The sequence below is a fragment of the Agromyces bauzanensis genome, from assembly GCF_014645655.1.
GTDB classification, from domain to species: domain Bacteria; phylum Actinomycetota; class Actinomycetes; order Actinomycetales; family Microbacteriaceae; genus Agromyces; species Agromyces bauzanensis.
The window spans coordinates 134,749-157,026 of record NZ_BMMD01000004.1 but is presented as its reverse complement, the minus strand read 5'-3'; the positions used below and the strand labels follow the sequence as shown (position 1 = coordinate 157,026).

19 protein-coding genes and 1 pseudogene are annotated in these 22,278 nt (G+C 70.3%); 12 read left to right on the top strand and 8 right to left on the bottom strand.

Annotation, left to right across the window (positions count from 1 at the left end):
* Nucleotides 1-87: 87 nt before the first annotated feature.
* The 8 genes from IEX31_RS05650 (at nt 88) to IEX31_RS05615 (ending at nt 9,375) form a co-directional block, all read left to right on the top strand.
* Nucleotides 88-1,752, top strand: coding sequence for an ABC transporter substrate-binding protein (locus IEX31_RS05650; protein WP_188742463.1), 1,665 nt, complete (start codon nt 88-90; stop codon nt 1,750-1,752).
* Entirely contained in the window at nt 1,730-2,710 is a 981-nt protein-coding gene (locus IEX31_RS05645; RefSeq protein ID WP_188742462.1) for an ABC transporter permease, read from the top strand. Before IEX31_RS05650 ends, IEX31_RS05645 begins: the two co-directional genes overlap by 23 nt.
* Before the next feature lie 68 nt (nt 2,711-2,778).
* A complete protein-coding gene (locus IEX31_RS05640) occupies nt 2,779-3,579 on the top strand; it encodes an ABC transporter permease (RefSeq protein WP_188742495.1) in 801 nt (266 codons plus the stop codon).
* Between the two features lie 8 nt (nt 3,580-3,587).
* Entirely contained in the window at nt 3,588-5,225 is a 1,638-nt protein-coding gene (locus tag IEX31_RS05635) for a dipeptide ABC transporter ATP-binding protein (RefSeq protein WP_188742494.1), read from the top strand.
* 156 nt (nt 5,226-5,381) lie between these two features.
* Nucleotides 5,382-5,975: a hypothetical protein gene (locus IEX31_RS05630; protein WP_188742461.1), complete on the top strand. Its 594-nt coding sequence runs from the start codon at nt 5,382-5,384 to the stop codon at nt 5,973-5,975.
* 141 nt (nt 5,976-6,116) lie between these two features.
* Entirely contained in the window at nt 6,117-8,693 is a 2,577-nt protein-coding gene (valS, locus tag IEX31_RS05625; RefSeq protein ID WP_188742460.1) for a valine--tRNA ligase, read from the top strand.
* A gap of 11 nt (nt 8,694-8,704) precedes the next feature.
* The gene (locus IEX31_RS05620) at nt 8,705-9,151 is read left to right on the top strand and encodes a GNAT family N-acetyltransferase (protein WP_188742459.1); all 447 of its coding nucleotides are present in this window, start codon (nt 8,705-8,707) and stop codon (nt 9,149-9,151) included.
* The gene (locus tag IEX31_RS05615; RefSeq protein WP_136706914.1) at nt 9,151-9,375 is read left to right on the top strand and encodes a hypothetical protein; all 225 of its coding nucleotides are present in this window, start codon (nt 9,151-9,153) and stop codon (nt 9,373-9,375) included. Before IEX31_RS05620 ends, IEX31_RS05615 begins: the two co-directional genes overlap by 1 nt.
* Here IEX31_RS05615 and IEX31_RS05610 read toward each other — a convergent pair whose 3' ends face one another.
* A complete protein-coding gene (locus IEX31_RS05610) occupies nt 9,376-10,209 on the bottom strand; it encodes a methyltransferase domain-containing protein (protein WP_188742458.1) in 834 nt (277 codons plus the stop codon).
* Nucleotides 10,210-10,908: 699 nt separating this feature from the next.
* Here IEX31_RS05610 and IEX31_RS05605 point away from each other — a divergent pair.
* Nucleotides 10,909-11,302, top strand: a pseudogene (locus tag IEX31_RS05605) (M3 family metallopeptidase); the annotation flags it as partial.
* Between the two features lie 84 nt (nt 11,303-11,386).
* Here the strand turns inward: IEX31_RS05605 and IEX31_RS05600 are convergent.
* Genes IEX31_RS05600 through sufB form a run of 5 tightly spaced genes read right to left on the bottom strand, consistent with a single transcriptional unit; the run spans nt 11,387 to nt 15,509 of the window.
* Nucleotides 11,387-11,716, bottom strand: a complete 330-nt coding sequence (locus IEX31_RS05600) for a metal-sulfur cluster assembly factor (protein WP_188742457.1) — start codon at nt 11,714-11,716, stop codon at nt 11,387-11,389.
* Nucleotides 11,717-11,725: 9 nt separating this feature from the next.
* Nucleotides 11,726-12,487, bottom strand: coding sequence for a Fe-S cluster assembly ATPase SufC (sufC, locus tag IEX31_RS05595; RefSeq protein WP_188742456.1), 762 nt, complete (start codon nt 12,485-12,487; stop codon nt 11,726-11,728).
* A 52-nt stretch (nt 12,488-12,539) separates the two neighbouring features.
* The gene (locus tag IEX31_RS05590; RefSeq protein ID WP_188742455.1) at nt 12,540-12,866 is read right to left on the bottom strand and encodes a non-heme iron oxygenase ferredoxin subunit; all 327 of its coding nucleotides are present in this window, start codon (nt 12,864-12,866) and stop codon (nt 12,540-12,542) included.
* Between the two features lies 1 nt (nt 12,867).
* Nucleotides 12,868-14,076 carry a Fe-S cluster assembly protein SufD gene (sufD, locus tag IEX31_RS05585; protein WP_188742454.1) on the bottom strand — a complete coding sequence of 403 codons (1,209 nt, stop codon included), beginning with the start codon at nt 14,074-14,076 and terminating at the stop codon, nt 12,868-12,870.
* A 14-nt stretch (nt 14,077-14,090) separates the two neighbouring features.
* Nucleotides 14,091-15,509, bottom strand: coding sequence for a Fe-S cluster assembly protein SufB (gene sufB / locus IEX31_RS05580; protein WP_188742453.1), 1,419 nt, complete (start codon nt 15,507-15,509; stop codon nt 14,091-14,093).
* A gap of 251 nt (nt 15,510-15,760) precedes the next feature.
* Here sufB and IEX31_RS05575 point away from each other — a divergent pair, with 251 nt between their 5' ends.
* Nucleotides 15,761-16,699 carry a COX15/CtaA family protein gene (locus IEX31_RS05575; protein WP_229662131.1) on the top strand — a complete coding sequence of 313 codons (939 nt, stop codon included), beginning with the start codon at nt 15,761-15,763 and terminating at the stop codon, nt 16,697-16,699.
* Between the two features lie 24 nt (nt 16,700-16,723).
* On the opposite strand, the gene IEX31_RS19430 is transcribed toward IEX31_RS05575, so the two are convergent.
* On the bottom strand, nt 16,724-19,630 hold the full coding sequence (locus IEX31_RS19430) for a helix-turn-helix transcriptional regulator (RefSeq protein ID WP_188742452.1): 2,907 nt from the start codon (nt 19,628-19,630) through the stop codon (nt 16,724-16,726).
* 138 nt (nt 19,631-19,768) lie between these two features.
* On the opposite strand from IEX31_RS19430, the gene IEX31_RS05565 reads away from it, so the two are divergent.
* Nucleotides 19,769-20,029: a hypothetical protein gene (locus IEX31_RS05565; RefSeq protein ID WP_188742451.1), complete on the top strand. Its 261-nt coding sequence runs from the start codon at nt 19,769-19,771 to the stop codon at nt 20,027-20,029.
* A gap of 115 nt (nt 20,030-20,144) precedes the next feature.
* On the opposite strand, the gene IEX31_RS05560 is transcribed toward IEX31_RS05565, so the two are convergent.
* Nucleotides 20,145-21,593, bottom strand: coding sequence for a hypothetical protein (locus tag IEX31_RS05560; RefSeq protein WP_188742450.1), 1,449 nt, complete (start codon nt 21,591-21,593; stop codon nt 20,145-20,147).
* On the opposite strand from IEX31_RS05560, the gene IEX31_RS05555 reads away from it, so the two are divergent.
* Nucleotides 21,579-22,010, top strand: a complete 432-nt coding sequence (locus IEX31_RS05555; RefSeq protein WP_188742449.1) for a hypothetical protein — start codon at nt 21,579-21,581, stop codon at nt 22,008-22,010. The genes IEX31_RS05560 and IEX31_RS05555 overlap by 15 nt on opposite strands.
* Nucleotides 22,011-22,278: the final 268 nt, after the last annotated feature.

The following is a 22,278-nucleotide window of genomic DNA, read 5'->3' as shown; positions in this document are numbered from 1 at the left end:
TCGGTTGTCGCCCTCTCCCGGCGATGACAGGATGAATCGGGCTCCGACGACGCACCCAGTCCACCTCCCCCTCCCGCAAGGATCTCGATGCCCACTGCAACCGTGACCACTCTCCGCCCGTGGCGGCGAATCGCTCTCCCCGCCATCGCGCTCGTCTCGGCCGTCGCACTCGCCGGGTGCCAGGCGGCCGAGCCCGACGAGGCATCCGGCGACCCGGTCGAGGGCGGCACGCTCGTCTACGCGAGCGGCGACGCCGAACCGACCTGTCTCGACCCGCATGTCGGGGGCAACTATCCGCAGGCCCTCCTCGCGGGGCAGTTCCTCGAATCGCTCGTCTCGCGCGACACGTCGGGCGAGATCATTCCGTGGCTCGCCGAGTCGTGGGAGCCGTCGGACGACGGACTCGCGTGGGAGTTCACGCTGCGCGAGGGCGTGACGTTCACCGACGGCACCCACTTCGACGCGGAGGCCGTCGCGGTCAACGTGGAGCATCTGAAGGATCCGGCGACGCAGTCATCCACCGGTTACCTCGCGATGGGCAAGGTCGACCGGGTCGAGGCCGTCGACGACCTCACGGCGCGGTTCGTGCTCACTGCCCCCGACAGCGCGCTGCTCGAGTCGCTCAGCCAGCCGTGGACCGCCATGCAGTCGCCCGCGGGCATCGCCCGCGGCATGGAGGAGAACTGCGAGGCGCCGGTCGGCACCGGCCCGTTCATCGTGGGCGAGTGGGTCAAGCAGGACCACGTCACCCTCGTGCGGAACGACGACTACAGCTCGCCGCCCGCCGACGCCGGCCACGACGGCCCCCCCTACCTCGACGCGATCGAATGGCGGTTCGTACCCGATGCCGCGTCGCGGTACGCGGCGCTCCAGGGCGGGCAGGTCGATGTCATCGACAACCCGCAGCCCGACACCATCGCCGCCGCCGAGGGCGACGACGTGCTCACGTGGATCGACGCACCGCGACCCGGCGCCGCGAACCGCATCGAGCTGAACTCCGGCCAGGCGCCGTTCGACGACGAACGGGTCCGCGAGGCCTTCATCCGAGCGGTCGAGGTGAACGACGGCATCGACGCCCTCTTCTTCGGCACCGCGGAGCGGTCGTACTCGGCACTCTCCTCGGCCGAGCAGCTCGCATACTCGGACGAAGCGCTCTTCGAACCCGATCTCGACGCGGCGAACGCGCTCCTCGACGAGGCCGGCTGGACCGACCGCGACGCCGACGGCATCCGCATGAAGGACGGCGTCCGCCTCACCTTGCGCTTCCCCGTCAGCACCAACCAGTCGATCCCGGCCGAGCAGTCGCTCTTCGAGCAGGTGCAGGCGACCGCGAAGCAGGCCGGGTTCGACGTCGCGATCGAGCTGCTCGACCTGTCGAGCTGGTACAGCGCGCTGTTCGCACACGAGTACGAGATCGTGAGCGCTCCCTACACGAAGGTCGGCCCCGACGTGCTGCGCATCCTGTACCATTCCGACAGCATCACGCCGGCTCCGAGCGGCTACTTCGCGAACCTCGCGCAGCTCGACGACCCCGCGGTCGACGCCCTGCTGACCGAGGCCGCATCGACGAGCGAGGAGGCGGCGCGCGCCGACCTGTACCGGCAGGCGCAGGAGCGGATCCTCGGCGGTTACTACCTGCTCCCGCTCTACGACCAGCAGAACAGCTTCCTTCTGGACGCCCGGGTCGAGGGCGCACGCACGATGCCGACCGTCTCGACTCCGACCTTCTATGACGCCTGGCTCGCCGGCTGACCCGCGTCGGCGACGCGGCGGCATCCTGCACCGCGTCGCCGTGCTGGCCGCCGGAGCGGTCTTCGTCATGTGGGCGGTCGCGACGCTGACGTTCTTCGCGATCCGGCTCATCCCGGGCGATCCCGCCGAGGCGATCCTCGGCGGGCCCGGCTCGCAGGCCTCCCAGGAGGCGCTCGACCAGGTCCGCCGCGACTACGGACTCGACCAGCCGCTGCTCGTGCAGTACCTCGCCATGCTCGCGCGCCTCGTCACCGGCGACCTCGGCACCTCCTACGCGCTCAGGACGCCGGTCGCCGACCTCCTCGGCGGTCAGCTCGGCGGCACGATGCTGCTGGCCGTGCTCGCGCTCCTCGTCGCCTGGATCCTCGCACTCGGCCTCTCGCTCTGGTCGACCGGCCGTGCGCGCGTGGCCGCCGCCGTCGGCGAGGGCATCGAGCTCACCGCGGCCGCACTCCCCCACTTCTGGTTGGCCGCCGTGCTCATCGCCATCTTCAGCACGGGCCTCGACTGGTTTCCGCCCATCGCGACGGGCACGCCTGCGGGCCTCGTGCTGCCCGTCGCCACCCTGGCGATCCCGCTCGCGGGATTCCTCGCCCAGGTCATGCGCGAGAGCCTCCTCGACGCCCTGCAGCAGCCGTTCGTGGTCTCTGCGCGCGCCCGCGGCGAGAACACGACAGGACTCCGCCTCCGGCACACGATCCGGCACGCCTCGCTGCCGGCGATCAGCCTCTCGGGCTGGGCGCTCGGCTGGCTGCTCTCGGGCGCGGTGGTGGTCGAGACGATCTTCGCGATGCCCGGACTCGGCCGCACGCTGCTGCAGGCCGTCACCCTCCGCGATGTGCCCGTCGTCACCGGTGTCGTGCTCCTCGTCGCGCTCGTCTACGTCGTCATGACGGTCGTGACGGATGTCGCGTCCCGCCTCGCCGACCCCAGGCTGCGGCAGGAGGGCGCCCGGTGAGCGAGCTCGAACTGCGGCAGACGACGGTCGAGGCATCCGCCGAGCACCTCGGACCGCGTCGGCGACGGATGCCGCGTGCCGGCACCGTGCTCGCCGTCGCCTTCGTGGCGTTCCTGGCCGTCGCCACCGTCGCGCCGTCCCTCGTCTGGACCCAGGACCCGAACCGGATCGCCGCCGCGGACGCCTTCGAGTCGCCGTCACTCGCGCACTGGTTCGGGACCGACGAGTCCGGCCGCGACGTCTACAGCAGAGTCATCGCCGGCACCGCGTCATCGCTCCTCATCGGCGTCTCGGCGACCCTCATCGGCCTCGCCCTCGGCCTCGTGCTCGGCGTGCTGGCGAGCTTCGGCGGCCGAGTCCTCGACTTCGGGGTCGGTCGCGTGATCGAGGTGCTCTTCGCGTTCCCCGGGCTGCTGCTGGCGCTGCTCGTCATCGTGGTCGCCGGTCCCGGACCGGTGACGGCGACGATCGCGGTCGGGCTGTCGACGGCGCCCGGCTATGCGCGCATCATCCGCGGGCAGCTCGTCGGGATCCGCTCCTCCCACTACGTCGAGGCCGCCCGGGTGCTGGGCCACTCGCCCGGTCGCATCCTCGCGCGCCACCTGCTGCCCAATGCGCTCGTACCCCTCTTCGTGCTGGCGACGCTTGGTGTCGGACAGGCGATCGTGTGGGCGGCGGCGCTCAGCTACCTCGGTCTCGGCGCGCAGCCGCCCGCCGCGGAATGGGGGGCGATGCTCGCGGCCGGCCGCACGTACCTGCCGACGGCGCCGTGGCTGACGGTGTTCCCGGGGCTCATGATCGTGGGCACCACGATCGCGACGACCATGCTCGGCCGGGCGCTCACGCGCCGCGGGAGGGAGGGGCGTTGAGCGAACGGATGCCGCTCCTCGACGTCGCGGGGCTTCGCGTCGCCTTCGGCGACCACGAGGTGGTGCACGGGATCTCCCTCCGGATCCGGCCCGGTGAGTGCGTCGCGATCGTCGGGGAGTCGGGCTCGGGCAAGAGCGTCACCGCACGCGCGCTCCTCGGCATGGCCGGCGCCGGCGCTCGGACGCGCTCCGATCGGCTCCGGGTGCTCGGTCGCGAACTCGGGTCCGCGAGCGAGCGCACCTGGCGCGACGTGCGCGGCCGCCAGGTCGGCCTCATCCTGCAGGACGCGCTGGTCTCGCTCGACCCGCTCCGCCCGATCGGCCGCGAGATCGACGACCCGCTGCGCATCCACGAGCGGATGCCGCCGGCCGCCCGCCGCGCGCGCGTCCTCGGACTGCTCGCCCGCGTCGGCATGCCGGATCCCGAGTTCGCGGCGGGGCGGCGCTCCGGCGAGCTGTCGGGCGGGCTCCGCCAACGCGCACTGATCGCGTCGGCACTCGCCCTCGATCCGCCGCTCGTCATCGCGGACGAGCCCACGACGGCACTCGACGTGAGCGTGCAGGCGCGGATCCTGTCGCTGCTCGACGAGATCCGCGAGGCCGGCACGGGCATCCTCCTGATCAGCCATGACCTCGCCGTCGTCAGCCGACTCGCCGACCGGATCCTCGTGACGCGTCACGGTGAGGTGATCGAGGACGGCACCGCCGACGACGTCCTGCGGTCGCCGCGCGAGCCCTACACCCGGGCGCTCATCGCCGCGGTGCCCACGGAGCGGCCGCGCGGCACGGCGCTGGCCGTCGCCACGTCCGCCCCGGCCGCCATCCCGGGGCCACCGCCGACCGGGGTTCCGATCGCAACCGGCTCCGACGCACCCGAGCGACCGCCGCTCCTCCGGTTCGACCGCGTCGCGAAGGGCTTCAGCGTGCCCGGCGGTCGCCTCCTCGCCGTCGACGACGTGTCGCTCGCGCTACGCCCCGGCGAGACCCTCGGTCTCGTCGGCGAATCGGGGTCGGGCAAGACGACGGTGGCGCGCCTCGCCCTCGGTCTCACCGCGCCCGACTCCGGTGTCGTGCTACTCGACGGCGAGGCGTGGTCGAGCCGTCCCGAACGCGAACGCCGTCCGATGCGACGGCGAATCGGCGCGATCTACCAGGATGCCCTGAGCTCGTTCGACCCGCGATGGAGCGTCGGACGCATCCTCGCCGACGCGGCATCGGTCGGCGCACGCGGGACCGGCCGGCCCGCCCCGCGCGTCGAGGACCTGCTCGACCAGGTGGGACTCGTGGCATCCGTCGCCCGGCGACGCCCGCTGAACCTCTCGGGCGGCCAGCGCCAGCGCGTCGCGATCGCGCGCGCACTCGCCGCAGAGCCCGACGTGCTCATCTGCGACGAACCCGTTTCGGCACTCGACGTGACGATCCAGGCGCAGATCCTCGACCTGCTCGACCGCCTGCAGCGCCGGCGCGGCCTCGCGATGCTGTTCATCTCGCACGACCTCGGCGTCGTGCGCCACATGAGCGACCACGTCGCGGTGATGCGGGCGGGGCGCATCGTCGAGTCGGGCGGAACCGAGGCGGTCTTCGCCGAGCCGAGGCATCCGTACACCGCTCAGCTCGTCGCCGACGCGCCGCGCCTGACGCCATGACGTGGTGGGGTGGGTACCTGTGTGGCACCGGCCCGCGGATGCTCGCGGAGCGCGAGGAGCTCCTGACGCGCGACCGGTTGCCGTCCCGCCACCCGGAACGGGCATTGCCCAGCGAGCCGCGACGCCACTAGCATCAGGGCGACCCAGGGAGGCGCCATGAGCGAGGATGACGCGACACGACCGGTTCCGCGCGAACCCGCGACCGAGCGAATCGGCACGCCGGCCGCCGTCGCACCCGGTGGGGAGACGCGCCCCACCGGGGAGCGTCGGATGAACTGGCTGTGGGCCGTCATCGGCGTGCTCGCGTTCGCCGTCGTGGTCCTGCTCGTGCTGCTCTTCCTTCGACCCGGCCCGACGCCCGGGGACGCGACCGCGACGCCGACCCAGAGCGCCGCGCCGACCCCGCCTCCGGCCGAGCCGACGCCCGAACCCACCACGGAGCCCGCGCCGCCGCCGGCCACCGGGCCGGTCTTCACCTCGTTCACCGCCGAGCCCGCGACGGCCGACTGCTCGGGCGGCGTGGCATCCGTCCCCCTCGTGTTCAGCTGGTCGAGCGAGGACGCGACCGAGGCCTGGATCGGCGTCGGCACCACAGACGCGCAGGCCGCCCCGTACGAGGCGGTGCCGACCTCGGCGTCCGGGTACTCGAACCTCGCGTTCCAGTGCTCGGAGGAGAGCCAGGTCTACACGGTCACGATCAGCGGGCCGACGGGCGTCACGCACCACTCCGTGACGATCGTCCGAGGCTGAGACCGACGGACGACCCGCCGGCGGCGGGAACGACGCGCACTCGCCGCGCTCGGGCACGCAGTCCGGTCCGGTATTCTGGAGCGTCGCATACTCAGGCACCTCATCACGGACTCGGTGCCGCACATATCGAACCGGAGCATCATGACCGACAACGCCCGCATCCCCGACAAGCCCGCGCTCGAGGGCCTCGAAGCCAAGTGGGGCGGTGTCTGGGAGGCTGACGGCACCTACCGGTTCGATCGCGACGGGGCCACTCGCGAGTCGATCTTCTCGATCGACACCCCGCCGCCCACCGCGTCCGGCTCGCTGCACATCGGCCACGTCTTCTCGTACACGCACACCGACCTCATGGCGCGATATCAGCGAATGCGCGGTCGGCACGTCTTCTACCCGATGGGCTGGGACGACAACGGCCTGCCCACCGAACGCCGCGTGCAGAACTACTACGGTGTGCGCTGCGACCCCTCGCTGCCCTACGAACCCGACTTCGTGCCGCCGCTCGAAGGCGCCGAGGGCAAGAGCGTCAGGGCCGCCGACCAGGCGCCCATCAGCCGCCGCAACTTCATCGAGCTCTGCGAGAAGCTGACGGTGGAGGACGAGCAGCACTTCGAGGCGCTGTGGCGCTCGTTGGGGCTCTCGGTCGATTGGACGCAGACGTATCGCACGATCGCCGACGAGGCCATCTTCACGTCGCAGCTCGCGTTCATCCGGAACGTGGAGCGCGGCGAGGCGTACCAGGCCCTGGCGCCGACGCTGTGGGATGTGACGTTCCGTACCGCCGTGGCTCAGGCAGAGCTCGAAGATCGTGAACAGCCCGGCCACTACCACCGGGTGACCTTCCACCGGCACGACGGCGGCACCGTCGAGATCGAGACGAGCCGTCCCGAGCTCATCCCAGCCTGCGTCGCGCTCGTCGCGCACCCCGACGACGAGCGATACCAGCCGCTGTTCGGCACGACCGTGACGACGCCGGTGTTCGGCGTCGAGGTGCCGGTCGTGGCGCACCACCTGGCGCAGAAGGACAAGGGCACGGGCATCGCCATGATCTGCACGTTCGGCGACGTGACCGACGTGGTGTGGTGGCGCGAGCTCGACCTGCCGAACCGGGCGATCATCGGGTTCGACGGCCGCATCATCGCCGAAGCGCCCGAGGCTATCATCTCCGAGTCCGGCCGTGCCGCGTTCGCCGAGCTCGCGGGCAAGACGGCTTACTCGGCGAAGCAGGCCGTGGTCGAGCAGCTGCGTGCGTCGGGCGACCTCCTCGGCGACCCGAAGCCCATCACGCACCCGGTGAAGTTCTTCGAGAAGGGCGACCGGCCCCTCGAGATCGTCTCGACGCGACAGTGGTACATCGTGAACGGTGCGCGTGACGAGGCGCTGAAGGCGAACCTCCTCGAGCGCGGTCGCGAGATCGACTGGCATCCCGAGTTCATGCGCGTGCGATACGACAACTGGGTGGGCGGCCTCTCGGGTGACTGGCTGGTCTCCCGCCAACGGTTCTTCGGCGTGCCCATCCCGGTGTGGTACCGCCTCGACGGCGACGGGAACCCGCAGTTCGACGAGCCGATCGTGGCCACGCGCGACCTGCTGCCCATCGACCCCTCCTCGGCGCCGGCGCCCGGCTACGACGAGTCGCAGCGCGGCGCCCCCGGCGGCTTCATCGGCGAGCACGACGTCATGGACACGTGGGCGACCTCGTCGCTCACGCCGCAGCTCGCCGGCGGCTGGGAGCGGGACCCCGAGCTGTTCGACCTCGTGTTCCCGTACGCGCTCCGCCCGCAGGGACAGGACATCATCCGCACGTGGCTGTTCTCGACCACCCTGCGCGCCCAACTCGAGCACGGCGTCGCACCGTGGGCGAACGCCGCGATCTCGGGCTTCATCGTCGACCCCGACCGCAAGAAGATGTCGAAGTCGAAGGGCAACGTCGTGACTCCGGCCGGCCTGCTCGAGCAGCACGGCTCCGACGCGGTGCGGTACTGGGCGGCATCCTCCCGTCTCGGCACCGACGCGGCGTTCGACCCGCAGAACCCGACGCAGGTGAAGATCGGCCGGCGCCTGGCGATCAAGGTGCTGAACGCCGCGAAGTTCATCCTCGGCTTCGAGGGGCGGTCGGATGCCCCGGTCACCGTGCCCGTCGACCGCAGCATGCTCGCCGGGCTCGCCGACGTCGTGGCGAGCGCCAGCCGCGCTTACGAGGGCTACGACCACGCCCGCGCGCTCGAGGTCACCGAGACGTTCTTCTGGACGTTCTGCGACGACTACCTCGAACTGGTCAAGGAGCGCGCCTACGGCGAGCCGAGCCCCGAGCAGGCCTCCGCGGTGGCCGCCCTGAGGACGGCGCTCGGGGTGCTGCTGCGACTCTTCGCCCCGGTGATCCCGTTCGCCACCGAGGAGGCGTGGCGCTGGTCCCACGACGAGTCGGTGCACGTGGCCGCGTGGCCGACGCTCGACGAGCTCGACGCCCGCGGCGAGGCCGGCGTGGAGCTGCTCGAGCTCACGAGCCTCGCCCTCACCGGCGTCCGACGCGCGAAGACCGACGCGAAGGCATCGCAGAAGACCCCCGTGGCGAGCGCTGTGATCGCCGCCCCCGCCGCGGCGATCGCGCTGCTGCGGTCCGCGGAGTCCGACCTGCGCGCGGTCGGGCGTATCGCCGGGCTCGGCTTCACCGAGGCCGACGAGTTCGGGGTACGGGACATCATGCTCGAGGCACCGTGACGGGAGACGCGATGGCACACGAGATCCGCATGGCGGGCGACGACGATTTCTTCGGCTGGTTGCCCCTGTTCGCCGCGTACTGCGAGTTCTACGAGACCGAGCTCGACGACGCCAGGGCGCTGATCGTGTGGAACTGGATCCGCGACGAGAACGACCCGCTCGAGGCGGCCCTCGCGGTCGACGACGAGGGGACGCCCGTCGGTCTCGCCCAGTTCCGCGTCGTGCCCGACACGCTGCGCGCGACGCGCGGCGTCTTCCTCGGCGACCTGTACGTGAACGAGCAGGCGCGCGGCGGCGGCGTTGGACGCGCCCTCATCGAGTTCGTGCATACCCGGTCGCTCGAGGTCGGCTCGGGCGGCGTGAGCTGGATCACCGCGGCCGACAATGCCGACGCCCGGCGCCTGTACGACACGCTCGCCCGCCGCACGGACTGGGTGATGTACGAGATGGGGGCCTGATGCGACTCGGCACGAGATGGGAGTTCGGCGCGGAGCCACCGGCCTCCGTTCCCGCCGACCTGCGCCCGCGCATCGCCGCCGCCGAGGCGGCCCACCCCGGGCCCGTGGCCGGCCGGCACTGGACGCTCACGTGGCTCGAGGGACGTCCGATCGTCGAGCTCGACGACGGCACCCGCGTCAGCGACGCGATCGTCGACGCGCACGACGCCGACGAGGACTGGTGATCACGCCCGGGCGATGACCTCGGCGTGCGGCATGAGCAGCCAGCCGTCCTCGTCGGCCGCCCAGTCACGCCACGCCGCGGCGATGCGCTCGAGCTCGTCGGGGTTGGAGTGGCCCTGCTCGATGGCGTGCGCCGCGAACTGCGACTGCGTGGCCCGCTCGGCCCACGAACCGCCCCACCACTCGCGCTCGAGGTCTGAGGAGAACACCCAGGTGGAGGCCGTGGTCTCGATCCGGCCGAAGCCCGCCTCGCGCACCCAGCGCTTGAGGTGGCGGCCCGCGTCGGGCTCGCCCCCGTTGCCCTCGTGCACGTCGCGGTAGAGCTCGAGCCAGCGTGCGAGGCCCGGTGAGGCCGGGCTCCAGATGACCCCGCCGTAGTCCACGTCGCGCACCGCCAGCAGTCCCCCGGGCTTCAGCACCCGCCAGAACTCGCGGAGCGCGTCGACCGGCCGGGCGAGGTGCTGCAAGACCTGATGCGCGTGCACGAGGTCGAACGTGCGGTCGGCGAACGGCAGTGCGTAGGCGTCGCCGACGCGGAACTCGACGTTGTCGACGCGTTCGCTCGCGGCCAGGCCCGTGGCCCGGGTCACGGCGTCGTCGGCCGCGTCGATCCCCGTCACGCGCCCGGGACGCACGCGGCGCGCGAGGTCGATCGTGATCGTGCCCGGTCCGCTTCCGACGTCGAGCACGCGCAGGCCCTCGCGCAGGTGCGGCACGACGTAGGCCGCCGAGTTCTCCACCGTGCGCCACGAGTGGGCGCGAAGCACGCTCTCGTGGTGGCCGTGCGTGTACGCCTCGGCGGGTGCGATCTCGACGGCCTCGTCCTCGGGCTGCATACCTCAGAGCCTACGACCGCAGCCGCGGGAGGTGGCCTCCGGGTCGCCCGACGACGTCCTATCGTGGTCGCGTGACCGAGCCATCCAACGCGTTCCTCGAGCCCAGCGCTCTCCCCTGCCAGCTGCCGCTCTTCGCGCTGATCCGGCCCGAGCACCACCGGGAGGCGATCGAGGCGGGCACGGCCGAGCAGCGGGCGGAGGTCGAGGCCATCGCCGCCGACCAGGCCGCGCCCGCGTTCGACGACTCGCTCGTGGCGCTCGAGCGCTCGGGGCGCCGTCCTCCGACGCATGCTGCCCGTGTTCGAGAACGCCGGCTCGTCCGACGCGAATGCGGCCATCGACGCGCTCGAGGCGGAGTTCGCGCCGCCTCACCGCACCGGGCGAACGGATCTCCGCCCTCACGACGGCCTTCCAGCAGCACCTGCTCGCGGACACCAACGACCTCGCGCTCCACCTCACCGAGGCGGAGCTCGCGGGACTCGACGCGGGCGCCCGCTCGCCAGCCCGGAAGTCCCCCCGACGCGGCGAACGTCACGGCCGGGGAGACCGCCGGCTCACCCGACGCGGTCGCGGGCCCTGCTCACCCGGCTCGTCGCGCCCACGACGCGCAACGTCGCCCGCGACGAGGCCGACCTCGCGGAGCAGGCTGCGCGGAGCGGGGCGCGTGCGCCCGCGGCATCCGACTGGGCGTAGTCCGAGACGCTCTTCCACGAGTTCGGACACGCCCTGCACGGCCTCCTCGCCCGCGTCCGCTACCCGTCGCAGGCCGGCACGAACGTCTACCGCGACTTCGTCGAGTTCCCGAGCCAGGCGAACGAACTGTGGATGCTGCGCCCCGAGACCCTCGAGGGCTACGCCGTGCACCATGAGACGGACGAGCGGATGCCGCAGCACCTCGTCGACCGGCTCGTCGCCGCCCGCCGCTTCAACCAGGGCTTCGGCCTTCGAAGAGCACGGCGGGGCGACACGCGAGAACGGCGAGCGGTTCCGGCGCATGCTGCTCGAGCCCGGCGGCAGCGTCGACCAGCTCGAGGCGTACCGCGGCTTCCGCGGACGTGACGCGGACGTGGAGCCGTTGCTCAGAGGCCGGGGCCCGGTGGTCGGCTGCGGAACGGCGGATGCCCCGTGCCCTTCGACAAGCTCAGGGACCGGTGCGGGGCATCCGGAGTCGTTCGGCTCAGATCGCGAAGCCGAGGGCGCGCATCATGTCGCGGCCGTCGTCGGTGATCCGCTCGGGACCCCACGGCGGCATCCACACCCAGTTGATGCGGAAGGCGTCGACGACGCCGTCGAGTGCCTCGGCCGTCTGCTCCTCGATGACGTCGGTGAGGGGGCATCCGGCGCTCGTGAGCGTCATGTGGATGACGAGCGCGTCGTGCTCGTCGTCCCAGCCGAGGTCGTAGATGAGCCCGAGGTCGACGATGTTGACGCCGAGCTCTGGGTCCATCACGTCCTTGAGGGCTTCGGTGACCTGGTCGAAGCGCTCGGGAGCGAGTGAGTTGACCATGGCGTCAGTCTACTTCGCGGCCGGCTCGAGGAAGCGGTCGTAGCCCTCTTCCTCGAGGCGATCGGCGAGCTCGGGCCCGCCCTGTTCGGCGATCCTGCCGCCGACGAACACGTGCACGAAGTCGGGGTGGATGTAGCGAAGGATGCGCGTGTAGTGCGTGATCAGCAGGATGCCGAGGCCGGTGTTCGTCTTGGCGCGGTTCACGCCCTCGGAGACGACCTTCAGCGCGTCGACGTCGAGGCCGGAGTCGGTCTCGTCGAGCACGGCGAACCGGGGCTTCAGGAGCTCGAGCTGGAGGATCTCATTGCGCTTCTTCTCGCCGCCCGAGAAGCCCTCGTTGACGTTGCGCTCGGCGAAGTTCGAGTCCATGCGGAGGTTCGACATCGACTGTCGTACGTCCTTCACCCACGTGCGGACCGAGGGTGCCGAGCCGTCTATGGCGGTCTTGGCGGTGCGCAGGAAGTTCGTGACCGTGACGCCGGGGATCTCGACGGGGTACTGCATCGCGAGGAAGAGCCCCGCGCGGGCGCGCTCGTCGACCGTCATGTCGAGCACGTTCTCGCCGTCGAGGAGGATCTCACCCTCGATGACCTTGTACTTCGGGTGACCCGCGATCGTGTAGGCGAGCGTCGACTTGCCGGAGCCGTTGGGGCCCATGACGGCGTGGATCTCGCCTTCGTTGATGACGAGGTCGACGCCGCGCAGGATCTCGCGTACGCCCTGGTCGGTCTGGACGTTGACGTGGAGGTTCTTGATCTCGAGTACGGACATGGTGACGGGTGATCTCTTTCGGTTGCCGGCCGTGCAGGCCTGGGCGGATGATTCAGACGGCCAGCTTGACCGCGGGGTCGATGTGGACGTCGCCGTCCTGGAGCTCGACCCGGTACACCGGGACGGGCTCGTATGCGGGCAGCGTGAGGGGCTTGCCCGTCGTGAGCGAGAACTTGGAGCCGTGGGCCCAGCACTCGAGCGTGTCGTCCTCGACGAACCCCTCGGAGAGGGAGATGTCGCCGTGGGTGCAGGTATCGCCGATGGCGAAGATCGCGCCGGCGGCGTCCTTCACGACCGCGATCGGCACCCCCTCGATGACGAAGCGGGCCGCCTCGTTCACGCCGAGGTCGTCGATCGCGCAGACACGTACGGATGCCACGTCAGCTCCCCTGCAGCTCGGCCTCGAGCGCGGCGTTCAGCCGCTCCTCGAGCTCGGGCGAGCCGATCTTCTGGATGATCTCGGTGAGGAACCCGCGGACGACGAGCCGGCGCGCCTCCCCCTCGGGGATGCCGCGGGCCATGAGGTAGAAGAGCTGCTCGTCGTCGAAGCGACCGGTCGCGCTCGCGTGGCCGGCGCCCACGATGTCGCCCGTCTCGATCTCGAGATTCGGCACCGAGTCGGCACGCGTGCCGTCGGTGAGCACGAGGTTGCGGTTCTGCTCGTAGCTGTCGGTGCCGGTTGCGGCGTTGCCGATGAGCACGTCGCCGACCCAGACGCTGCGTGCCGCGTCGCCCTGCAGGGCGCCCTTGTAGGTCACGCGTGAGCGGGTGTGCGGGGCGTCGTGGTGCACGAAGACCTGCTGTTCGAGGTGCTGTCCGGCATCGGCGAAGTAGAGGCCGAGCGCTTCGACGTCGGAGCCCTGCTCGGCGAGGTGGGTCGACGGGTTCACCCGCACCACCTTGCCGCCGAGCGAGACGACGATGTGCTTGAGGAACGCGTCGCGGCCGAGTCGGGCGAAGTGGCTCGCGAGGTGCACTGCGTCGTCGCTCCACTCCTGGAGCGCGACGACAGTGAGCGACGCGCCCTCGCCGACCACGATCTCGACGTTCTCGCTGAGGCGCGCATCGCCGGTGCCACGGAGCACCACGAGACCGCGACTGTTGGGCGCCGCCTCGATCACGGTGTGCGCGGCTCGCGGCGCGGCCCCGAGGCCGTGACGGGTGACGACGACGGTCTTCTCGTCTTCACCGGTGACCGTGACGAGCAGCGCCTCGCCGAATGAGCTCCACGCGTTGGCGGCGGCGCGCTCCTCGGGGACGCCGGCCCGGCCGATGCGGGCGTCGTCGCGGCCGATCCACGAGACGTCGACGCCCGGGGCATCCGCGCCGTCCTGAGGCTCTCGAATGGTGGACTCGACCTCGATGCGCGAGCCGTCGAGATCGCCCGACGTGAGGTCGGCGAACACCGCGACGGGCGAGTACTTCCACTCGTGCTCGCGGCCGGTCACCGGCGCGAAGCCGTCGACGTTCACCGAGCGGAACCGCTCGGATCGCGTCTGCACGGGCACGAACGCGCCGTCGGAGTGAGGACGGAATCCGTGCTGCTCGGCGGTGGCCAGATTTGATGAACGCTGTGGGGTGCTGGTCATCTGCGCGGTCATGCCTAGCCGACCGATCCTTCCATGCCCATCTCGATGAGCTTGTTGAGTTCCATCGCGTATTCCATCGGCAGCTCGCGGGCGATGGGCTCGATGAACCCGCGCACGATCATGGCCATGGCCTCGTCTTCGGGGAGGCCTCGCGACATGAGGTAGAAGAGCTGCTCCTCGCTCACCTTCGAGACCGTGGCCTCGTGGCCGAGATGCACGTCGTCGACCCGGATGTCGATGGACGGGTAGGTGTCGGAGCGCGAGATCGTGTCGACGAGCAGCGCGTCGCAACGCACCGTGTTGGCCGAGTGGTGCGCGTTGGCGTCGACGCGAACCTCGCCGCGGTAGCCCGCGCGGCCGCCGCCGCGGGCGATCGACTTCGAGACGATCGACGACTGCGTGTAGGGCGCCATGTGGATCATCTTGGCGCCGGCGTCTTGATGCTGGCCGGGGCCTGCGAACGCGACCGAGAGCGTCTCGCCCTTCGCGTGCTCGCCCATGAGGAAGATCGACGGGTACTTCATCGTGACCTTCGAGCCGATGTTGCCGTCGATCCACTCCATGGTGGCGCCCTCGGCGGCCGTGGCGCGCTTGGTGACGAGGTTGTAGACGTTGTTCGACCAGTTCTGGATCGTCGTGTACCGCACGCGAGCGTTCTTCTTCACGATGATCTCGACGACCGCGGAGTGCAGCGAGTCGCTCTTGTAGATGGGCGCCGTGCAGCCCTCGATGTAGTGCACGTAGCTGTCTTCGTCGGCGATGATGAGCGTGCGCTCGAACTGGCCCATGTTCTCGGTGTTGATGCGGAAGTAGGCCTGCAGTGGGATCTCGACGTGCACGCCCGGCGGCACGTAGACGAACGACCCGCCCGACCAGACGGCCGTGTTGAGCGCGGCGAACTTGTTGTCGCCGGCGGGGATGACGGTGCCGAAGTACTCCTCGAAGAACTCGGGGTGCTCCTTCAGCGCCGTGTCGGTGTCCATGAAGATGACACCCTTGCGCTCGAGCTCCTCGTTGATCTGGTGGTAGACCACCTCGGACTCGTACTGCGCGGCGACGCCGGCGACGAGACGCTGGCGCTCGGCCTCGGGGATGCCGAGCTTCTCGTAGGTGTTCTTGATGTCGTCGGGCAGGTCTTCCCAGGTCTGGGCCTGCTTCTCGGTGGAGCGGACGAAGTACTTGATGTTGTCGAAGTCGATCTCCGAGAGATCGGCGCCCCAGGTGGGCATGGGCTTGCGCTCGAACAGCTGCAGCGCGCGCTGGCGGCGCTGGAGCATCCATTCGGGCTCGGCCTTCAGGGCCGAGATGTCGGCGACGACCTCGGGCGAGATTCCGCGGCGTGCGGATGTCCCGGCGGCGTCGGAGTCGGCCCAGCCGAACTCGTACGTGCCGAGCCCTTCCAGTTCTGGGCGGTCGATCAGTACGTCCGTCATGCTCTCCCTCTTCTCCTCCCGTGCAACCGGCTATCAGTCCGGCTCATTCCCCTCGCGAGTCGAGGCGCTCGGTGAGTGGGCGATGATGTGCGGGTGGCTCCAGTGCGAACCTAAGATGGCTGGGAACCCGCATCGCGCGTTGTCGCGCGCCTCGCGGGACTCTCCAACCCCTCAAGTCTATAGGGTCGCACTGCCGGCCGGGCCGATCTCCCAGCCCCGTCACAGTCCGACCCGGATCAGGACCGACCAGCGTGAACCGCTTCACCGAGTGGCTGCCCGACCATGTCGACCGGCGCATCCGAGTCGTCGCGTGGCTGTCGTTCATCGCGCAGACCACGATCATCGCGACGGGCGGGGCGGTGCGGCTCACCGGCTCCGGCCTCGGATGCCCCACCTGGCCGACCTGCACGGCCGACTCCCTGGTGCCCACCGACGAGCTCAGCTACCACTCGCTGATCGAGTTCGGCAACCGGCTGATGACCGGTGTGGTCGGCATCGTCGCGCTGCTGCTCTTCGTGCTCGTGTGGCGCATCCGCGCCGAGCGCCGCGACCTGTTCGCGCTCTCGCTCATCGTGGGCGCGGGCATCATCGCGCAGGCGATCGTCGGCGGCATCACGGTCTGGACCGGGCTCAACCCGTTCATCGTCGGATTCCACTACGTCTCCTCGCTCGTGCTCGTGTGCGTCGCCGCGGCCTTCATCGTGCGCATGCACGCCGTGCCGGGGCCGCGTGAGGCGGCGGTCCCCGGATGGTACGCGGGCCTCACGCACCTCACCACGGCCGTGCTCGCCCTCACGATCGTGTTCGGCATCCTCACCACCGGGTCGGGGCCGCACTCGGGCGACACGAACGCCGGTCGCACGGGCTTCGACTCCGAGTTGCTCGAGCACGTGCACGCCTGGCCGGGCTACGCGCTCCTCGCGCTCACGCTCCTGCTCCTCGTCGCGGCGTGGCGGCTGAAGCTGCCGACGCTCCGCTGGACCGTTGTGCTCCTCGCCGCCGAGATCGTGCAGATCGCCGTGGGCCTGTACCAGGCCCACAACGGCCTGCCGCCACTCGCGGTGGGGGTGCACATGGTGCTCGCGGCGCTCACGGCAGCTGCGATGACCGTGGTCGTGCTGCGACTGAAGCGGCCGGTGCGAACGGATGCCGCGTCCGACGACGCCGAACTGGCGGCATCCGCCCGCTGACGAGCACCACGGCGACGTCACCGCCTACTCGTCGCGGCCCTGCTCATCCGCGACGCGGTGCACCAGTCCGGCGAGCTCCACGCGGTTCGCGGTTCCGGTCTTCGCGAGCAGGTGCGAGACGTGCGTGCTCACTGTCTTCTCGCTGATCACGAGCGCCCGCGCGATCTCGGAGTAGGTGTGTCCGACCACGATCAGGTCGAGGATCTCGCGTTCGCGAGGGGTCAGCCCGGGCAACGGACCGAGGACGCCGGATGCGAATGACGACGGCTCCTCGATCGGAACTCTCGCGCGCCTCGCCAGGTCGAGCAACTCACCCTCGACGGGTCGGGCGCCGAGATTGCGCGCGAGCGCGAGTCCGCTGCGCAGCATCTCCGTGCCCTCCCGTCGACCGCGTGCTCGAGCGAACAGCGCTTCCGCGGCGCGCCAACGCGAGTAAGCCTCCTCCCATGGAATATGTGCCGTGCTGCATGCCTCGACAGCTTCGCACCAGGCCAAAGACGCATCGGCCCGGCCTCGGGCCCTCGCCTGCTCAGCTGCATACATCGCGTCGAACGCCACGATCTGCCGTTGCATGAGCGGCGTGAGGACGCCGGCGTCTCGGAGCGTATGCGGGAACCGCGCCACGAGCGCATCGAGCCGGGCGAGGGCATCGCTTGCATCAGCACCGGTGTCGCGTGCGGCTCGGGCGAGGTCGGCGAGTGCACGCGCCGCGAGCGGCATGAGCCACTCGCACATCGTGGGTGGAGAGCCGCCGCCGGTCGCACCGGCCAGTGCCGCCTCGTAGGCACCATCCGGATCGCCCCCCGCGAGTCGGACCTCCGCCCGGACGGCGTCGAACTCGAACGCGAGGAACGCCGACCCGTCCGCGAACAGCTCGTCGGCGCGGAGGAGGTGGCCCCGCGCATCGCCGAGGTGGCCGCGGAGCGCGGCGAATCGCGCTGCCGTCAGTCGCGCCAGAACGTCACCGAGCGGGCCGGCGTCGGATCCGAGCGCGACGCGAAGGCGCTCCTCGCATTCCACGCCACGGCCGACGACGAGCAGCGAGACCGCCTCGTTCGCGGACAGCCAGGCGATGTACACCTGCGGGCCGCCCCGCGCGGTGAGCTCGACCCGTCGAGTGCGCATTCGATCGGCGAACCACCCGGATGCCCACGTCTCCACCGCGTTCGCCTCCCACAGGACGGCATGCACGTACGCGAACCAATCGTGCGCCTCGAGCGCGGCCTCGACCGCCTGCTCCCCGAGTTCGCGGGCACGGAGTCCGTCGCCGGCGTACAGCGCGGCCATGGACCCGGCGGCGAGGGCATGCGCGAGAGCGCGTGGGTCGTTCGCGTCGCGTGCCACGGCGATCGCGTCGTGCGCGTGCACCGCGGCATCCGGCATCTCCGCCCACAGCTCGGCATGCGCGAGTTCCGCCAATCCCAGTGCGAACTCGGGGCTCGCCGGGCTTGCCGACGAACGTCGAACAGCCTCGCGCATCTCGGCGACCTCGATGAAGGACCTCCCGGCCATGAACCGCAGGTGCATCCGGCGCACGATGAGTTCCGCGGCGACCAGCGGTTCGGCCTCGTCATCGAGGCGGTCGAGCATCGCCTCCACCGCCTCGAGTTCGTCGAACGTGGCGCCCGCGTCCGCCGCGACCGAGCGCTGGCGGCGGAGGAGCCCGCCGAGCCGCTCGTCGGCGTCGGCGATGTCCGGGAGTCTCGGCAGCAGGTCGACGGCCCGGCGCAGGAGACGCAATTCCTCCGCGCGCCCGTCGGCCCCTTCCACCGCATCAGCTGCCCGAAGAGCCCATTCGAAGGCAGAGCGCGTCTCGCCCGATCGGTACCGATGGTCGGCGATGGCGACGACGGATGCCACAGAAGCCGGCTCTTCGAGTCGAGCCTCGAGATGGTTCGCGAATCGTCGATGCCACTCCCGGCGCTCGTCATCCGACAGCGCTGCGGCGAGCACCTCTGCACTCATCGGGTGGTGGAACCAGAACGAGCCGTCCACGAGGCCGTCGAGGGTGCCCGATCCAACAGCCTCGGCCAGCGCGGAACGGACACCGTCGACATCGGAATCCGCGACGACCTCGGCCAGGTCGCCGGCGCTGATCGCCGCGCCGCCCACTGCCAGCACGGTCGCGAGCCGCCGTGTCTCGGGCGAGAGCCGGAACCAAGCCTGCAGCACCGCGGAGCTGAGATCCACTGGGAACGCGACGGGAGCCGCACGTGCATCGGGTGTGAGGCCTGAGACCATGAGCCGGGTGAAGTAGGGGTTGCCCCGAGCATGACCGTGCACATCGTCGATGAGCGATTGATGCGGCACCCCTCCCATCAGCGCCTCGATCTGCTCGGCGGTGCCCGTGCGGTCGAGGGGTTCCACCCCGAGTTCGAACACTCGGGGAAGGCGCCGGATGTCGGCGAGCCAGCGCTGGAGCGGGTGCCCGAGACCGACCTCCCCCGCCCGAAGCGTTGCGATGACCGTCAGGTGACGACGAGCGGGGCCCGCGATGACGTACATGAGTGCATCGAGCGTGGAACGATCGGCCCACTGCACGTCATCGACGACGAGGACGACGGGGTGGACTCGACAACGGCGGCCGAGCCAGTCGTCGAACCGGACGGTGACGTCGCGTTCGTCGCCATCGAGATCGACGATTCCGGCCTCCTCGAGGCTCTCGTCGAGGTTCCGGAGCGCGGTCCGAATCGGCAGCAGCGGAATCGACATGGACGTGAGCGGAAGGCACGCCCCGAAGATCGTCATGGCGTCGGTGCCCTCCGAGCACGCCCGCGTCACGAGCGCGGTCTTCCCGACGCCCGCGTCCCCTGAGACGACGAGCGTCTGCGCCTCCTCGGCGGCGGACCGTTCGAGGAGCCCCCTGATGATCCCGAGTTCCCGATCCCGCCCGACGAGCACGGGCGACGACGGTTCGGGTGGCACGGCCACGGTCCCAGTCTGGCACTGTCGCGGGCGCGGATCTCAGGTCTTTCGGCCCTGATCTCAGGGGAAGCATCCGATTCGGCATCGCTGCCCTCGAGCGGATCGTGGATCGCATCATCACGACCGATGACGGAAGGAAGCATGATGAACACCGCACGCACCCTCGGCACCTCAGCCCTGGTCGCGGCCCTGACGCTGACGCTGGTCGGCTGCAACCAGGCCTCCGAGGACACCACGAAGGTCACCACCGTCGAGAAGGAGCGCTTCGCCAGCACGGAGGTGTGCAACGCCCCCGCCTGGATCCGCGAGCGAGCACCCGAAGGCATCTGCGAGACGGAGCCCGTGGTCGACGACAACATGAGCCTGCGTCGTCTCCACCTGGAACGCCAGCGCTCGGATCGATGACCCTCCGCCGGCGGCCGGTTCTCCGGCCGCCGATCCGGCTCAGAACGGCAGCAGCGGGTCGACGCCGATCGCGAGGAACAGCAGATCGCGAGGAACAGCAGCGAGAGGCTTCGGATCAGTGACGGGCGAGGGCAGCGATCCGGCCCTCGATGTAGCCCCGGAGCTCGTCCTCCAACGACCTCATCCTGGCAAGAGCGGCCGGGTCGTAGTAGATCGCGGCCTGCGACCACGCCGACCAGGATCGGTCGCCGCGGGAGGCGTTCGCGGCGGCGTCGACGGCTCGGAGATTCCGGATGTCGTTCACGACCTCGAGTTGTCGTTCAGGACGGAGCGCGTCGAACCCCTTCATCCGGACGATCTCATTCAACGGAACGACGTGGTCGACGGCCAACGCCCCGGTTCTCGGCAACAGTCCGGTCGCAGCGTCCCGACCATATGCGGCCCCGAGCACCTTGCCGCGCGCCGCGAAGCTCGGCGATGCGGCGCGCATGATCACGTAGAGCGGCTGGCCCTCGCGGTAGAGCTGCTTGATCAGCCTGAGTTGCGACTCCAATCCGGCGGCCAGCTCCCGACCGAGCTCACGCGGCCGGTCGGCGAGTTCCCGCAGGGTGAGTTTCGCTGGATCTCCAACGATCTCCTCGAGCGCGGCCCGTTCCTGGCTGCTCAGTAGGGAGAGATCCATCTTCCCGCCCGGTTTCATCCTGGTGTGCACGGCACGGAGGAACGCGGCTTCATCCTGGATGGTCGTGAGTCGCTCCTGCAGGGTGTTCAGCTTGCCTTGCGTGAAGGACTTGGGCGACTTCGCCGCAGTGGCCACGTCAGCGCCGAGGTCGAGCCCGCAGATGCGATCGCTGAATCGGCACCAGGTGCCCCTCTCGTGCAGTCGGAAGATGTGCTTCTGGCCACCGCTCTCAACTGCCACCTGCGCCAGATAGCCCTCGCGCTTCAGCGCCTCATCGGTGACCTTCTGGGCGGTGCCGGCATCAAGCGCCTGCTTGACCAGGGGCTTCTCCGACTGGGCGAGCTCACGACGGATGGCGGGCAGCGCCTGCTCAGAAACACGCTCGACCCTCTGCCCGAGCTTCCCGGTGGCTGCCGCGGCCCTGCCCGCCCCACCGAAGAGCCCATGGAAGATCCGGTCGACCAGCAACTGGGTACCCGCGCTGCCCAGAATCTCCGTGAGATCGCGTCCTGGTCGGCCCTCGGCGTCGGCCTGCATCTCGGTCGCGAACTCGTCGATGGCGATCGCGGCGATCACGAGTGCGATGCTGCCGGAGAAACCGAGTGCGAAGGCGCCGGCCTTCAACAGCAACGGGGTGGCGTGCTGGATCCATCTCGTCTTGTCGTACACCTGCTCCGTGACTGAGGCGACGAACGGGTCATGGCCGCGAATGAAGTCGCTCTGGCCGATCTGGTACATCCACAGAGGTCGCTCGGGGCGGTGGAACCAGATCTGGCCGGCGCCGATGTCGGTGATCTGGAACGGCCCGATCCTCTGCCCTGGGAGCACGACCGCGTTCCAGCGCCCGAGAGGCGCCGCCTCACCGTGGTGGGTGGTGAGCACGGCCCGCAGTCTGTCCGGCTCGAGAATCGGCTCGCCGAGCTTCGGCGTCAGACCGACAGCCGTCAGCAACTCCTTCTGGTACCAATCGGCAAGGCCATCCCGAACTCCGGCGCGAATGTCGCCCCACCTCTGACGAATGGTCTCGGCTCCACTGATCCGGACCGCATCAGAGCCCTCGAACTCGTGGGTGGCGGTGATGCGCTTGGTCAGTCCGACACCGTAGTCGTCGACGAGCCGATCGGTGGCGCCTGGATCGAGCTGCATCGCCCGCACGGCTGCGCCGGTATGCAGCATCTTCTCCGACTCGCCGGCCCAGGTGACAAGCCGCGGCTCGGTGGCTTCGCGATCGACGAAGCGCTCCGGCATCGGCGTCGTCGGCCGGTCACGATGGCACCTCGGGCACTCGGTCGGCAGTGAGTGCTCGAGGAAGATGCGCGAAGTGAATCGGAGCTGCTCGGCGGGCGGGGCGAAGCCGAATGGACTCGTCGTGGGCTTCCCGAGGGCGAAGTCGGTCAGAGGGTCCCGCTGCAGTGAATGGGAGCTGGTCGCACTCGCTTGCAGCATGCGGGAAACGGCCGCGTTGCCGGCGGTCCGCTGGAGGGTGAGCACTCGAGCTGCTGCCGACGGGGCGAACCTGCCGGCCGTCTCGAGACCGGCGACGGAGGCGGATCGGTGCGGCGGCGGC